This is a genomic window from Streptomyces sp. NPDC028928 (assembly GCF_055564915.1).
Window position 1 is genome coordinate 272,996 of the sequence record NZ_JBVHVI010000002.1, and the last position, 14,979, is coordinate 287,974.

13 protein-coding genes and 1 pseudogene are annotated in these 14,979 nt (G+C 73.1%); 3 read left to right on the plus strand and 11 right to left on the minus strand.

Annotation, left to right across the window (positions count from 1 at the left end; all coding sequences use genetic code 11):
* The 6 genes and pseudogenes from ACZ4U1_RS07110 to ACZ4U1_RS07135 all read right to left on the minus strand — a co-directional run.
* Positions 1-297 (minus strand): annotated as a pseudogene (locus ACZ4U1_RS07110) (hypothetical protein); the annotation flags it as partial.
* Between the two features lie 8 nt (positions 298-305).
* On the minus strand, positions 306-1,547 hold the full coding sequence (locus ACZ4U1_RS07115) for an MFS transporter (protein WP_467900614.1): 1,242 nt from the start codon (positions 1,545-1,547) through the stop codon (positions 306-308).
* Positions 1,548-1,668: 121 nt separating this feature from the next.
* Positions 1,669-2,469, minus strand: coding sequence for a sugar phosphate isomerase/epimerase family protein (locus ACZ4U1_RS07120; RefSeq protein WP_467900616.1), 801 nt, complete (start codon positions 2,467-2,469; stop codon positions 1,669-1,671).
* Positions 2,470-2,510: 41 nt separating this feature from the next.
* Positions 2,511-3,452 (minus strand): bifunctional helix-turn-helix transcriptional regulator/GNAT family N-acetyltransferase, encoded by a 942-nt coding sequence (locus tag ACZ4U1_RS07125; RefSeq protein WP_467900618.1) that lies wholly within the window; start codon positions 3,450-3,452, stop codon positions 2,511-2,513.
* Positions 3,453-3,527: 75 nt separating this feature from the next.
* Positions 3,528-4,124, minus strand: coding sequence for a dihydrofolate reductase family protein (locus ACZ4U1_RS07130; protein ID WP_467900620.1), 597 nt, complete (start codon positions 4,122-4,124; stop codon positions 3,528-3,530).
* 261 nt (positions 4,125-4,385) lie between these two features.
* Positions 4,386-5,432 (minus strand): LacI family DNA-binding transcriptional regulator, encoded by a 1,047-nt coding sequence (locus ACZ4U1_RS07135; protein WP_467900622.1) that lies wholly within the window; start codon positions 5,430-5,432, stop codon positions 4,386-4,388.
* Between the two features lie 218 nt (positions 5,433-5,650).
* On the opposite strand from ACZ4U1_RS07135, the gene ACZ4U1_RS07140 reads away from it, so the two are divergent.
* From ACZ4U1_RS07140 to ACZ4U1_RS07150, 3 genes are read left to right on the plus strand one after another with little or no spacing between them, the layout of a single operon-like run.
* On the plus strand, positions 5,651-6,802 hold the full coding sequence (locus ACZ4U1_RS07140) for a Gfo/Idh/MocA family protein (RefSeq protein ID WP_467900624.1): 1,152 nt from the start codon (positions 5,651-5,653) through the stop codon (positions 6,800-6,802).
* A complete protein-coding gene (locus ACZ4U1_RS07145; protein ID WP_467900626.1) occupies positions 6,799-7,950 on the plus strand; it encodes a dihydrodipicolinate synthase family protein in 1,152 nt (383 codons plus the stop codon). Before ACZ4U1_RS07140 ends, ACZ4U1_RS07145 begins: the two co-directional genes overlap by 4 nt.
* A 29-nt stretch (positions 7,951-7,979) precedes the next feature.
* A complete protein-coding gene (locus tag ACZ4U1_RS07150; RefSeq protein ID WP_467901452.1) occupies positions 7,980-8,780 on the plus strand; it encodes a sugar phosphate isomerase/epimerase family protein in 801 nt (266 codons plus the stop codon).
* Positions 8,781-8,954: 174 nt separating this feature from the next.
* On the opposite strand, the gene rbsD is transcribed toward ACZ4U1_RS07150, so the two are convergent.
* The 5 genes from rbsD to ACZ4U1_RS07175 form a co-directional block, all read right to left on the minus strand.
* Positions 8,955-9,344, minus strand: coding sequence for a D-ribose pyranase (gene rbsD, locus ACZ4U1_RS07155; protein ID WP_467900628.1), 390 nt, complete (start codon positions 9,342-9,344; stop codon positions 8,955-8,957).
* A complete protein-coding gene (locus ACZ4U1_RS07160) occupies positions 9,341-10,330 on the minus strand; it encodes a ribokinase (RefSeq protein WP_467900632.1) in 990 nt (329 codons plus the stop codon). The genes rbsD and ACZ4U1_RS07160 overlap by 4 nt, the downstream gene beginning before the upstream one ends.
* 79 nt (positions 10,331-10,409) lie before the next feature.
* The gene (locus ACZ4U1_RS07165) at positions 10,410-12,362 is read right to left on the minus strand and encodes an ABC transporter permease/substrate-binding protein (protein ID WP_467900635.1); all 1,953 of its coding nucleotides are present in this window, start codon (positions 12,360-12,362) and stop codon (positions 10,410-10,412) included.
* Positions 12,352-13,881, minus strand: a complete 1,530-nt coding sequence (locus ACZ4U1_RS07170; protein WP_467900638.1) for a sugar ABC transporter ATP-binding protein — start codon at positions 13,879-13,881, stop codon at positions 12,352-12,354. Before ACZ4U1_RS07170 ends, ACZ4U1_RS07165 begins: the two co-directional genes overlap by 11 nt.
* Complete coding sequence (locus ACZ4U1_RS07175) at positions 13,878-14,936, minus strand: LacI family DNA-binding transcriptional regulator (protein WP_467900640.1); 1,059 nt, start codon at positions 14,934-14,936, stop codon at positions 13,878-13,880. The genes ACZ4U1_RS07170 and ACZ4U1_RS07175 overlap by 4 nt, the downstream gene beginning before the upstream one ends.
* Between the last annotated feature and the right edge of the window lie 43 nt (positions 14,937-14,979).

The window sequence follows — 14,979 nt, forward strand, 5'->3', positions numbered from 1 at the left end:
CCGGTAGCCCGGCCCGGCCCGGCTGGTCGCGGACGACGGCGACCCGTCCTGCCCCGAGGGCGCGGGCCCGCCCTTCGCCGGGCCGTTCGGGTACGGTGCCGGGCCGGCCGTCCTGGGCTGGTGTGTCGACGGCACGGCACCGCTCAGGGTCCGTCCGGCACCCCGGTAGCCCGGCCCGGCCCGGCTGGTCGCGGACGACGGCGACCCGTCCTGCCCCGAGGGCGCGGGCCCGCCCTTCGCCGGGCCGTTCGGGTACGGCGCCGGGCCGGCCGTCCTGGGCTGGTGTGTCGACGGCACGGCACCGCTCAGGGTCCGTCCGGTGCCCCGGTGGGCCGGGCCCGCAGCTCCGGTGTCGACGTCGCGACCGCCGCCACCGCGAGGACACACAGCAGGCCGCCGCTGATCAGGGCGGTCGTGCCCGAGGTCCAGCCGGCCAGCAGACCGCCGCGCACATTGCCGAGGCTGGGACCCGCCTGACCGACGATCTGCTCGGCCGCCGTGACCCGGCCGAGCAGCGCGTCCGGGGTCCGGGTCTGCACGATCGTGGAGCGGGCGACCACCGCGGTGGCGTCCGCGGCGCCGGCGACCGCGAGCAGGGCGAGACCGAGCCAGGGGCTGTCGGCCATGCCGAACAGGACCAGTGCCGCTCCCCAGGTCGCGGACGCGCACAGCATCACCGGGCCCGGCCGGGCGAGCCGGGTCAGCGGGCCGGACAGCGCGGTCGCGGCGACACCGCCCACCGCCAGCGCCGACAGGAACAGGCCGAGGGTGCGCGGATCGCCGCCGAAGCGCTCGGCGTTGACCAGCGGGAACAGGCTCACCGGGAACGACAGCACGGTGGCGGCGAGGTCGGTGACCAGCGCGCCCCGCACCACCCGGTGCCCGGCCAGGAACCGCAGCCCGTCCAGCACCCCGTGCACCCCGGCCCGGGACGGCTCGCCCCGCGGCGGCAGCGCGGGCAGCCCACGGGCGCCGTAGAAGGCGAGGCCGAAGCTGAGGGCGTCCAGCAGATAGCAGACCCCGATGCCGAACCAGCCCAGCAGCACCCCGGCCAGCGCCGGACCGAGCAGCATCATCGACTGCCCGCTGACCTGCTGGAGCGCCAGCCCCGCGGCCACCTGCTCCTTGGGCAGCAGCCGGGGTACGAACACCCCGGCGGCCGGGGCCCCGAGCGCGCCGAAGGCCGACTGCACGGCCACGAGCAGCAGGACCACCAGCACCGGGACATGCCCGGTGAAGCCCTGCACGGCGAGCAACAGCGAGCAGACCGCCTGGCCGACGGTCGCCGCGAGGAAGACCCGGCGCCGGTCGGCCCGGTCCACCCAGGCTCCGGCGAACAGCCCGAACACCACCAGCGGCAGCGCCTGCGCCAGCCCGACCGCACCGGTCCAGGCGGTGCTGTGGGTCATGTCCCACACCTGGTACATGACCGTCACCATGGTCATGAACCCGCCGAGCACGGACACGGTCCGGCCGATCAGCAGCCGCCGGAAGACGGGCGAGGTGCGCAGGGGGCGTATGTCGACGAGCGAGCGGGCGAGGCTCATGACTGGAGGCGCGCGCGGGGCGCCGGAGGCTGGATCACCGGGGGAGGCTAGCGGCGGCCCCGAACCCGGGCCACCGATTTTTCTCCTCCGGTGACGCCACTTCCGGTGACGCCGCTTCTCGTTACGCCGCCTCGCCCAGCAGCCGCCCCAGATGCTCACGGCCGGCGCCCAGCAGCCCGGGCAACGGTTGCGCGGCCTCGTACCAGCGCTTCTCGTACTCCCAGCACAGCCAGCCGTCCCAGCCCTGCCGGGACAGCACGTCCACGCACTCGGTGAGCGGCAGCACCCCCGTGCCGAGTGGCAGCGGGGTGGTGTCCTCGGCGGAGGCGATGTCCTTGACCTGGACATAGCCCAGGTGCGGGGCGAGGGCCGCGTAGGTGTCCGACGGCTGCTCACCGCCCAGCCACGTGTGCATCACGTCCCACAGCGCGCCCACCTGCCGGTGCCCGACCGGTCCGAGGATGCGGATCGCGTCGGCACCGGTGCGGTGCGAGTCGTGGGTCTCCAGCAGGATCCGCACACCCAGCGCGGCGGCGTCCTCCGCCGCGGTGCCGAGCCGCCGGGCGGCGATCGCGTCCGACTCCTCCCGGGGCCGGTCCGGGTCGGCGCCGGGGAAGACCCGCACGAAGGGCGCGCCGAGGTCGTGGGCCAGCCGGAGGAGGTCCCGGATCTCCGCCAGCACGGGCGCGTCCTCACCCGGGGCGGCGACACGCGCGTACCCGGCGAGACCGAGCACCTCGAGCCCGGCACCCCGGAACAGGGCCGCGGCCCCGGCCCGTTCGGCGGGCGTCAGCCCCGCGTGCACCGGTTCCTCGGGATGGGCACGCAACTCGACCCCGTGATACCCGTGCGCCTCCGCGAGCGCCAGGACCTCCGGGAGGGGCAGACCGGGAACACCGAGAGTGGAGAAGGCGAACTTCATGGCCACGGACCCTACTCGCTCATGTCCCAGGACCGCAGGCGTCACTCGCCGGGCCCGCGCAGCGTGAGGCGCCAGTCCTGGCCGAGGAGGTCGTGGCCGAAGGAGCGGTGGGGGTGTTCGGCGGTCAGGGTGAAGCCGTGGCGTCGGTAGAGGCGGCGGGCGCCGGTGAGGACGTCGTTGGTCCACAGCACCAGCTCGCGGTAGCCGGCGCCACGGGCGAAGTCGATCACCGCGCGCACCAGCCGGTCACCGATGCCGTGCCCGCGGGCCTCCGGCTCGACGAGCAGCAGCCGCAGCCGCGCGGTGCCGGGCGCGTCGTCCCGTACGCACATCACACACCCCACGGGCCGCCCCGCCAGCTCGGCGATCCACACCCGCTCCAGGTGCGGATCGTGATCCTCCGCGTAGTCGGCGACGATCCGGGCGACGAGCCCCTCGTACTCGGCGTTCCACCCGAACTCGGCCGCGTACAGCGCGCCGTTGCGCTGCACGATCCAGCCCAGCTCCCCGGCCCGGGGCTCCCGCAGTACGACGTCCTCGGCCGGCCTCTCCCCGGGCGGCTTCTTTGTGCCGAGGATGTCCCGGATGGTGCGCATGGCCTCGGCCAGCCGGGGCCGGTCCTCGGCGGCCACGCCGTCGAGCAGCGCGCCGACCGTGTCCTGGGCCCGTTCCTCCAGCAGCGCGGCGGTCGCGCGCCCGTGCGCGGTCAGCGTGATACGGCGGCGCCGCGGATCGTTCTCCGAGGGGCCGCGCGCGATCAGCCCGCCCTCCTCGAACCGGTTCAGGATCCGGCTCAGATACCCGGCGTCCAGACCGAGCCCGCCGCGCAGGTCGGCCGCGTCCAGGTACGGCGCGTGCGCGAGTTCGTACAGCACGCGGGCCTCGGTGAGGGTGTAGGGGGCGTAGAGGTGGCGCTCGTAGTCGAGCGCACCGATCACTCCTGTGTAGAACCGGTTGAAAGCGCGAACGTCCTCGACGGTCATGGTCGCCCCCGGACACTTGACCCCGTCAGAGATCCTGCCTCCGAGCCTAGGCCGCCCGCGCTCCCGCGTCCACGCCTACGACCGCCCCGCGGGCCGGTAGACGTTCACCTGCGCGCCGGTCTTCGCGGTGGCCGACGACACCAGCTCCCAGCTCCGCTTGCCCCCGTCCGCCGGGAAGACCGACTTCCCGCCGCCGAGCAGCACCGGCATGACGACGAGCCGCAACTCGTCCACCAGCTCCGCCTCGATCAGGGCCCGCACCAGCGTGGGGCTGCCCATCATCGCCAGGTCCCCGCCCTCGGCTGCCCGCAGCTCCCGCACCTTCCCCAGCGCCTGCGCCCCCGGGATCCGTACGGTGTTCTCCCAGCTCAGCTCGGAGTCCCCGAGGGTGTCGGACACGACGTACTTCCGCATCGCGTTGAGCCGGTCGGCGAAGGGGTCCCCGGCCCGGTCCGGCCACGCGGCGGCCATCGTCTGATACGTCCGCCGCCCGTACAGCAGCGCCTCGGCCTTCTCCAGCCCCGCGGCGAAGGCCCCGCCGACGACCTCCGGGTCGAAGAACGGATGCGACCACCCACCGTGCGCGAACCCCCCGTCGGTGTCCTCCTCGGGCCCACCCGGGGCCTGCACGACCCCGTCGAGACTGATGAACTCGGTGACGACGACACGCATGGGTTGCTCCTCGGCACGTGCTCGCTGCCCACGGCTGCTGGGCAACTGCTTTCAACTGCTGACGACTGCTGACGCGGGTGAAGACCGACCCCGCCCCGAAAACTCATCGGTCCCGACCGAGCCCGTTCCGCACAGCCACGGCATCGACCCGCCGCGGACATCATCCGCGCGCTGTCCGGGAAGCGGCACCGCGGCCCACCTCCGACGCCGCACCGCCCACCCCGACGCCGCACCGCCCGGCAAAGGCCACCGCCCCCGCGGTCACCCCCGCGGTACTCCGGTGGACCCCCGCACCATCAACTCCCCCCGTACCGAGGCGATCCCCCCGGGCGGCGGTTCCTCGCGGCCCATGGCGATGCGGCCCGCGCGGGCGCCCGCCTCGGCCAGGGGCAGGCGGACCGTCGTCAGGGAGGGCACCGCGTCGACGCTGAACGGGAGGTCGTCGAAGCCGGCCACCGAGACGTCCTCGGGGATCCGCAGGCCGGACTCGCGCAGGGCGGCGCAGGCGCCGAGGGCGACGGAGTCGTTCGCGGCCACGATCGCCGTCAGGGACGGATCGCGGCGCAGCAGCTCCAGCGTGGCCTCGTAGCCGGACCGGCGGTCGTAGCGGCCGTGGACCGTCCAGCGCGGGTCCTCCTCGATGCCCGCCGCCGAGAGCGCGGCGCGGTGGCCCTCCAGGCGGTGCCGGGTGGTCGTCCGTTCCTCGGGGCCGGCGATGTAGCCGAGCCGGCGGTGGCCGAGGCCGATCAGGTGGTCGGTCAGCGCGCGGGCGCCGCCCCGGTTGTCGAAGGTGAGCGCGATGGCCTGGGTGTCCGGCGCCGGCGGGCGCCCGCACAGCACCACCCGGGTGCCGGCCTCCGCGAGCTTGCGCAGCTTCGCCGCGACCGCCGCCGCGTGCGGCTCGTCCTCCACCGCCCCGCCGGTCAGCACCACGGCCGCGGCCCGCTGCCGCTGGAGCAGGGTGAGGTACGTCAGTTCGCGCTCCGGCGAGCCGCCCGTGTTGCAGACGACGGCCAGCCGCTCGCCGCCCGCGCGCCCGCCCGGCCCGCCGATCTCGGACTGGATCGCGCTCGCCATGATCCCGAAGAAGGGGTCGGCGATGTCGTTGACGAGGATGCCGACCAGGTCGGAGGTGGCGGCGGCGAGCGCGCTGGCGGGGCCGTTGAGGACGTAGTCCAGCTCGTCCACCGCGCGCAGCACCCGCTCGCGCGTGGATGCGGCGACCGGGTAGTTGCCGTTCAGCACACGCGACACCGTCGCGGGGGAGACCTGGGCGCGGGCCGCCACGTCCGCCAGGGTCACCGTCATCTCGTCCTCCGGTCACGCGTCATGTCGTACGCCCTCGTAGACAGCCAGGCACGCGTCCTGGTTCCGAGCCGACCTTAAGGCCATGAACCCCGGTTGTTCGCCCCCTCGAACAACTCGAAGCGGACACGGTCTTGTACAGACCACGTCCAGAGGCTAGCTTCTCTCATGTAGAAAGCGCTTGCTACAGCTTGCCGCACCAGCCCACGAAGGGGACTCACGTGACACGCAAGACGGTGCGTATCGCCATGAACGGCGTGACCGGGCGCATGGGCTACCGCCAGCACCTCGTCCGGTCGATCCTCGCCCTGCGCGAACAGGGCGGCCTCGACCTCGGCGACGGCACCGTGCTCTGGCCCGAACCGATCCTGCTCGGCCGCCGCGAGCACGCCCTGCGGGAGATCGCCGAGCGGCACGGCCTGGACGAGGTCTCCACCGACGTGGACGCCGTCCTCGCCGACCCGACCGTCGACCTCTACTTCGACTCCCAGGTCACCTCCGCCCGCGAGGAGGCCATCGGGAAGGCGATCGCGGCCGGCAAGCACATCTACACCGAGAAGCCCACCGCCACCGGCCTCGACGGCGCCCTCGCCCTCGCCCGTCTCGCCCACGACAAGGGCGTCAAGCACGGCGTCGTCCAGGACAAGATCTTCCTGCCGGGCCTGCTGAAGCTGAAGCGGCTCATCGACGGCGGCTTCTTCGGCCGCATCCTCTCCGTGCGCGGCGAGTTCGGCTACTGGGTCTTCGAGGGCGACTGGCAGCCCGCCCAGCGCCCCTCCTGGAACTACCGCGCGGAGGACGGCGGCGGCATCGTCGTCGACATGTTCCCGCACTGGGAGTACGTCCTCCACGAGCTGTTCGGCCGCGTCAAGTCCGTCCAGGCCCTCGCGACCACCCACATCCCGCAGCGCTGGGACGAGAACGGCAAGCCCTACGACGCCACCGCCGACGACGCCGCCTACGGCATCTTCGAGCTGGAGGGCGGTGCCGTCGCCCAGATCAACTCCTCCTGGGCCGTGCGCGTCCACCGCGACGAGCTGGTGGAGTTCCAGGTCGACGGCACCGAGGGGTCCGCCGTCGCCGGCCTGCGCAGCTGCCGCGTCCAGCACCGCAGCGCCACCCCCAAGCCCGTGTGGAACCCGGACATCCCCGCCACCGAGGTCTTCCGCGACCAGTGGCAGGAGGTGCCCGACAACGCCGAGTTCGACAACGGCTTCAAGGCCCAGTGGGAGCTGTTCCTCCGGCACGTCTACGCCGACGCCCCCTACCACTGGGACCTGCTGGCCGGCGCCCGCGGCGTCCAGCTCGCCGAACTGGGCCTGAAGTCCTCCGCCGAGGGCCGCCGCGTCGACGTACCGGAGATCTCCCTGTGACCATCCGACTCCCCGCCGCCGACGGCACCCTGCGCACCTACGAGCCCCGCACCGAGCCGCTCGCGCTCACCCCGGGTGCCCCCTTCACCTGCCGTACGGTCTTCTCCGCGGCCCACGTCGTCGCCGACCCGTACGCCGACGTCTCGCCCGACGCGCCCGCCGCCGTCGACTGGGACGCCACCCTCGCCTTCCGCCGCCACCTGTGGTCCCACGGCCTCGGTGTCGCCGAGGCCATGGACACCGCCCAGCGCGGCATGGGCCTGGACTGGGCGGGCGCGGCCGAGCTGATCCGGCGCAGCGCCGCCGAGGCGCGCAGCGTGGGCGGCCGGATCGCCTGCGGCGTCGGCACCGACCAGCTCACCGGGGGCACCCTCCCCCAGATCCGTGCCGCGTACGAGGAACAGCTCGCCGTCGTGGAGGAGGCCGGCGCCCAGGCCGTCCTGATGGCCTCCCGCGCCCTGGCCGCGGCGGCGCGCGGCCCGGAGGACTACCTGGAGGTCTACGGCCACCTCCTGCGCCAGGCCGCCGAACCGGTGGTCCTGCACTGGCTGGGCCCGATGTTCGACCCCGCCCTGGAGGGCTACTGGGGCTCAGCCGACCTGGACGCGGCCACCGGCACCTTCCTGGAGGTCATCGCCGCCCACCCCGACAAGGTCGACGGCGTCAAGATCTCCCTGCTCGACGCACAGCGCGAGATCGACCTCAGACGGCGGCTGCCGCAGGGCGTGCGCTGCTACACCGGGGACGACTTCCACTACCCCGAGCTGATCGCGGGCGACGACCAGGGCTTCAGCCACGCCCTGCTCGGTGTCTTCGACCCGCTGGGCCCGCTCGCGGCGCAGGCCGTACGGGTCCTGGACACGGGCGACGTGCGGGGCTTCCGGCACCTCCTCGACCCCACCGTCAAGCTGTCCCGCCACCTCTTCCAGGCCCCCACCCGCTTCTACAAGACCGGCGTGGTGTTCCTCGCCTGGCTGGCCGGCCACCAGGACCACTTCACGATGGTCGGCGGCCTCCAGTCGGCCCGCTCCCTGCCGCACCTCACCCGCGCCTACGAACTCGCCGACGGCCTCGGCCTGTTCCCGGACCCCAAGCTCGCCGAGGAACGGATGAAGAACCTGCTGTCCCTGTACGGGGTGAACCAGTGACCGGCCTCGAGCGTTTCTCCGTCAACCAGATGACGGTCAAGCAGCTGTCGATGCCCGAACTGGTCGACGCCTGCGTGCAGTCGGGCATCACCCACGTCGGCCTGTGGCGGGAGCCCGTCCAGGCGTACGGCCTGGAGGCGACGGCGAAACTGGTCCGCGACGCGGGCCTCACCGTCACCACGCTCTGCCGGGGCGGCTTCCTCACCGCGGCCGACCCCGTCGAACGGGCCGAGGCGCTCGGCGACAACCACGCGGCCATCGAGGAAGCGGCCGCGCTCGGCACGGACACCCTGGTCCTCGTCTCCGGCGGACTGCCCTTCGGCAGCAAGGACCTGCACGGAGCCCGCGAGCGCATCGCGGACGCCCTTACCGTCCTCGCCCCGTACGCGGCCGCACGCGGTGTCCGCCTCGCCATCGAACCCCTCCACCCCATGTACGCCGCCGACCGCTGCGTGGTCTCCACCCTGGCCCAGGCCCTGGACCTCGCCGAACGCTTCCCCGCCGAGCAGGTCGGGGTGACCGTGGACACGTACCACATCTGGTGGGACGACCAGGCCCCCGCCCAGATCGCCCGCGCCGGAGCGGCCGGCCGCATCCACTCCTTCCAGCTGGCCGACTGGACCACCCCCCTGCCCGAGGGCGTCCTCAACGGCCGCGGGCAGATCGGCGACGGCTCGATCGACATGCGGGAGTGGAAGGGCTACGTGGAGGCCGCCGGCTACACCGGACCCATCGAGGTCGAGCTGTTCAACGAGGGGCTGTGGGCCCGGGACGGGCGGGAGGTGCTGGCGGAGACGGCGGAGCGGTTCGTGGAGCACGTGATCCGGTAGCGCGAAAAAACCGGAGCGGGTGCAACCGATCGCCCGCCCCCGGTGTCGTAACTGTCGTCGGAACCACGGGGGACCCGGGGGGATCGGGGTTCCGGCAGGGGAGGAAGCAGAGGGGGCGTACCCAGGCCGTCGGGCCGGGAACGCCCCCTCGAAGTGTCCTTGGTGCCGGGGCGGCTAGAAGAACACCCCGCACCGCAGCAGCACGTTCGCGTACGGCCGGGCCTCCCCGGTGCGCACGACCAGCCGGGCCCCCGCCGACAGCTCCTTCAGCCGCTCGTGCGGGACGAGGACCAGCTCCGGGAAACGGCCCGCCAGCAGCTCGGCCGCCGCCGGATTGGCCGCCCGTACCTCCTCCGCCGCCGTGGCGCCCTCCACCACCAGCTCGGCCAGCAGGCCGTCCAGCACCTCGGCGAAGGACGGCACACCCGCGCGGAAGGCCAGGTCCACGACCCGGGGCCCGTCGGGTACCGGCATGCCCGCGTCGCACACCAGCACCCCGTGCCCGTGACCCAGTTCGGCCAGCGCGCCGGACAGGTGGCGGTTGAGGATCCCCGCCTTCTTCACAGCGCGTCCCCTCGCTCGCCGGTTCCGGATGCGCTGTCCGACCCCTGGCCGGGGGTCCGGCGGGTGTCCCCCGGGACGGCACGGCACAGCGCCTCGACCTCCGCCGCCGTCGGGTACGACTCCTGCGCGCCCCGCTTCGTCACGGCCGCCGCGCCGACCCGGGCCGCGTAGGCCGCCGCGTCCGCCGGGTCCGCGCCCGAGCCCAGCTTCCAGGCCAGGGCCGCCGTGAACGCGTCCCCGGCACCTGTGGTGTCCACCGCGTCCACCTTCACCGACGGCACCCGGGTCACGCCCGAGCCGTCGGCCACCAGCGCGCCCTCCGCGCCCAGCGTCACCACCACCGACCGCGGCCCCTTGGCCAGCAGCAGCCGGGCCCAGTCCTCCGGCTCCTCGCTCACGCACGCGTCACCGAGGATCACCCGCGCCTCGTGCTCGTTCACGATCAGCGGGTCACAGGCCGCCAGCACCTGTGCGGGCAACTCCCGCGGCGGAGACGGATTCAGCACGAACCGGCTGCCCGGCGCCAGGTTCCGTACGACCTCCACCACCGTCTCCAGCGGGATCTCCAGCTGCGCCGACACCACCCGGGAGGCGTGGAACAGGCTCGCCGCCGCCCGCACGTCCGCCGGCAGCAGACGGGAGTTGGCGCCCGGCGACACCACGATGCTGTTGTCACCGGACGGGTCCACGGTGATCAGCGCCACGCCCGTCGGGGCCCCGCCCACCAGCACGCCCACCGTGTCGACCCCGGCCGCGCGCAGGGAGTCCAGCAGCAGCCGGCCGTGGCCGTCGTCGCCGACCCGCGCCAGCAGGGCCGTACCGGCACCCAGCCGGGCGGCGGCGACCGCCTGGTTGGCGCCCTTGCCGCCCGGGTGCACGGCCAGGTCGCCGCCGAGCACCGTCTCGCCGGCGGCCGGTCGGCGCTCGACACCGATCACCAGGTCGGCGTTGGCCGATCCCACGACCAGGAGGTCGTAGTCGTACATCAGTTGACTCCCCTGAGAGATGACGTCAGGCGGACGGCCACCCTCACGGTGTACGGCCGTCCGCCCAAGTCGCCTGTTGTCAGCCGGTGAAGCCGGCCACGTTGTCCTTCGTGACCACCTTCACCGGCACCTTCACCGTCGGCTCCACCTTCTCGCCCCGGACCGCCTCGAGGGCGTTGTCCACGGCGATCTTCCCCAGCTGCGAGGGCTGCTGGGCGACGGACGCGTACAGCGTGCCGTCCTTCACCGCCGTCAGCCCGTCCGGGGTGCCGTCGAAGCCGACGACCTGCACGGACTTCCCGGCCTTGGAGCCGAGCGCCTTGATCGCGCCCAGGGCCATCTCGTCGTTGGCGGCGATGACGCCCTGCACGTCGGGGTGGGCCTGGAGCAGGTTCGACATCACGTCGAGGCCCTTGGTGCGGTCGAAGTCGGCGGGCTGCTGGGCCAGCACCCGGATGCCCGGGTAGGCCTTGAGGCCCTTGGCGAACCCGGCCGCCCGCTCCCGGGCCGCCGACGTGCCCGCCTGTCCCTGGAGGATGACGATCCTGCCCTTGCCGCCCAGCTTCTCGGCGATGGTCCTCGCGGCCAGCTCGCCGCCCGCGACGTTGTCCGAGGCCACCAGGGTGTCCACGGACGCCTTGTTGACGCCCCGATCGACGGCGATCACCGGGATCCCCGCCTTGTCGGCGGCCTTCACGGAGTTGCCCGCCGCGTCCGAGTCCACCGGGTTGACGATGATCGCGCCCAGGCCGGAACTGGTGAAGTTCTGCAGCTGGTTGGCCTGCTGGGAGGCGTCGTTCTGCGCGTCGGTCACGGTCAGGTCCACGCCCAGCTTCTCCGCCTCGGCCTGGGCGCCCGCCCGGATCTGCACGAAGAAGGGGTTGTTGAGCGTGGACAGGGACAGGCCCAGCTTCGGGTTCGTGGACGACGAGGAGCCGCCGTGCAGGAAGGAGGTCGCGCCGACGACGGCCACGGTGACCACGGCGGCGAGCGCGTACGTCACCGCCTGCCTGCCCTTCGGCCCGCCCGCACCGGCGGCCACCGGGGTCGCCCCGGCCTTGCGGCGCACGGTGTCCAGCAGCACCGCCAGCGCGATCACGACACCGATCACGACCTGCTGCCAGAACGCGGACACGTTCAGCAGGTTGAGGCCGTTGCGCAGCACCGCCAGGATCAGCGCGCCGATCAGCGTGCCGGACGCCTTGCCGGTGCCGCCCGCCAGCGAGGCACCACCGATGACGACGGCCGCGATCGCGTCCAGCTCGTAGCCGTCGGCGGCCTGCGGCTGCGCCGAGGACAGCCGGGCGGCGAGCACGATGCCCGCGACGGCGGCGAACAGGCCGGACAGGGCGTAGATGACGAGCTTCTGCTTCGGCACGCGCAGACCCGACAGCCGCGCGGCCTCCTCGTTGCCGCCGATCGCGTACATGGACCGGCCGATGTACGTCCGCCCCAGCACCAGCGCGGCGACCAGCCCCATCACCACCATGACCAGCACCGGCACCGGCAGCCAGCCGCCGAGCGTGTCCCCGAGGTGGGAGACCGAGTCCGGGAAGGCGATGGGGGAGCCCTGCGAGATCACCAGGGCGAGACCGCGGCCCACCGACAGCATGGCCAGCGTCGCGATGAACGGCGGCAGCTTGCCGTAGGCGATGAGGAAACCGTTCACCAGACCGGCGACGACGCCCGTGGCGACCGCCAGCAGCACCGCGAGCACCACCGGCACGCCGTGCTGTGTGGCACTCCAGGCCAGCATGGTCGCCGACAGCGCGGCCACCGAGCCGACCGACAGATCGATGCCCGCGGAGACGATCACGAAGGTGACACCGAAGGCGAGGATCGCCGTAACGGCGGCCTGCACACCGATGTTGAGCAGATTGTCGGTCGTCAGGAAGTCCCCGGACAGCGCCGACAGGGCGATGACGAGGACGATCAGCGCGGTGAGCGCGCCGTTGTCGAGAAGCAGCCGGCGCAGGCCGCCCGGGGCAGCGCCACCCGCGCCCGCCCGGCTCTTGAGCGTGTCAGTGGCCACGGGAGGCCTCCAGTTCGGTAGTAGGGGTGCTCGGGGTGCTCACGGCGAGGGACATCACCGCGTCCTGCGTGGCCTCGTCGGCGGAGAGTTCACCGGCGATCCGGCCCTGGGCCATCACCAGCACCCGGTCGCTCATGCCGAGCACCTCGGGCAGATCGCTGGAGATCATCAGGACGGCGGCACCGGCGGCCGTCAGCTCGTTGATCAGCTGGTAGATCTCGACCTTGGCGCCGACGTCGATACCGCGTGTCGGCTCGTCCAGGATCAGCACCTTCGTGTCGGCCAGCAGCCACTTGCCGATGACGACCTTCTGCTGGTTGCCGCCCGACAGGGTCCGCACCTGCTGCCCGAGGCCCGCCATGCGCACCCCCAGCTGCCCGGCGATCCGCTCGGCGGCCGCGTACTGCCCCTTGCGGTCGACGAGCCCGGCCCGGGTGGCCGCGCGCAGGGTCACCAGCCCCAGGTTCTCCGCGACGGAGGCGTCCAGCACCAGCCCCTGGGCCTTGCGGTCCTCCGGTACGAGTCCGATCCCGGCCGCCATCGCGGCGTTCACGTCATGCCGCCGGACCGCCTCCCCCGAGACCCGCACGACCCCGTGGTCGTACGGATCGGCGCCGAACACGGCCCGCACGACCTCCGTCCGCCCGGCCCCGACAAGGCCCGCGATGCCGACGACTTCACCCGCGTGCACCTCGAAGCTCACGTCGTGGAAGACGCCGTCCCGCCCGAGTCCCTCGACGGACAGCAGGGCCGCGCCCTGCTCCCGCCTTTCCCGCGGATACTGCTGCTCGATGGACCGCCCCACCATCAGCCGGACCAGTTCGTCCTCGTCGGTGGAGGCGGGCACCTGCCCCACACTCCGCCCGTCCCGGATGACGGTGACCCGGTCCCCGAGGGCGGCGATCTCTTCCAGATGATGAGTGATGAAAACGATCCCCACACCGTCCTGGCGCAGCGCCCGCACGATGGCGAAGAGCTTCTCCACCTCCTCCGAGGTGAGCACGGCGGTCGGCTCGTCCATGATGAGCACGCGCGCGTCCAGGCTGAGCGCCTTGGCGATCTCGACCATCTGCAGCCGGGCGATGCCGAGTTCCCGCACGCGCGCGCGGGGCGAGACATCGACCCCGACCCGCTTCAGCAGCGTCTCGGCCTCGGCCTCCATCCGCTTCCGGTCGATCAGCCCGAACCGGCGCGGCTGCCGCCCGAGGAAGATGTTCTCGGCGACGGTCAGATCGGGCACCAGATTGAACTCTTGGTAGATGGTGGCGATCCCGAGGCGCTCGGAGTCCTGCGCCCCGTGGATGCGCACCTCCTCACCGCCTACGAGGATCCGGCCGGCGTCGGGGGTGTAGGCCCCGGAGAGCATCTTGATCAGCGTGCTCTTGCCGGCGCCGTTCTCACCGAGCAGCACATGGACCTCACCCCGGCGCAGATCGAAGTCGACGCCGTCGAGCGCGACCACGCCGGGGAAGGTCTTGCGGATGCCCTCGATACGCAGCAACTCGTCCGGGTTGCTCACGACGTGCTCCTTTGCACTGGGGAGGGGGACTGCGTGGGGGGTGTGGGGGCTTGGGCGGGCGCGAGGGCCTCACCGCAGGAGCGGCGTACGACGAGCCGGGCGGGCAGGGTGACGGAGCGCGGGGTACGCCCCTCGATCCGGTCGACCAGGGCCCGTACGGCGGCCCGGCCCAGCTCACCGGTCGGCTGGGCGATCGCGGTGACCGGCGGATCGGTGTGCACGAACCAGGGGATGTCGTCGAACGCGGCCAGCGCGATGTCGTCCGGCACCCGCAGCCCACGCGCGCGTACGGCGTCCAGCGCGCCCAGCGCCATCAGGTTGTCGGCCGCGAAGACCACCTCGGGCGGCTCCGGCAGATCGAGAAACCCCTCGGTGACCCGCCGCCCGCTCTCGGCCTGGAAGTCACCCTGCCCGATGTAGACCTCCGGCAGCGGAAGCCCGTACTCGGCCAGCGCGGCCCGGAAGGCCTCGACCCGCTCGCTACCGGTGGTGGTGGCGGCGGGCCCGGCGATGATGGCGAGCCGCCGATGCCCGAGCCGGTACAGGTGCGCGACGAGATCCCGCACGGCGGCGCGCCCGTCGGCCCGCACGACGGGCACCTCCACACCGGGGATCCACCGGTCGACGAACACCATGGGAGTCCCGCCCCGGACGGCGTCGAGCATCAGCGGGGACCCCCCGTCGGTGGGCGACACAAGAAGCCCGTCGATCCGCCGGTCGAGCAGATTCCGCACGTGGTGGTCCTGCAGCTCGGGCCGCTCGTCGGCGTTCCCGATGATCACGCTGTACCCGAGCGCGCGGGCCTCCTCCTCGACGGAGCGGGCCAGCTCGGTGAAGTAAGGATTCAGCACGTCGCTGATGACCAGCCCGAGCGTATGGGTCTGATCGGTCCGCAGAGACCGGGCGACGGCGTTCGGCCGGTACCCCAGGGCCGCCACGGCGTCCATGACCCGCGCCCGCGCCTCGGCACTGACGGAAGGATGCCCGTTCAGCACCCGCGACACGGTGGCCACGGACACCCCCGCCGCGGCGGCAACATCCTTGATGCTCGCCATCGCCGGCCCCACCTCCTCGTGGAACTCATGGAATCGATTACAT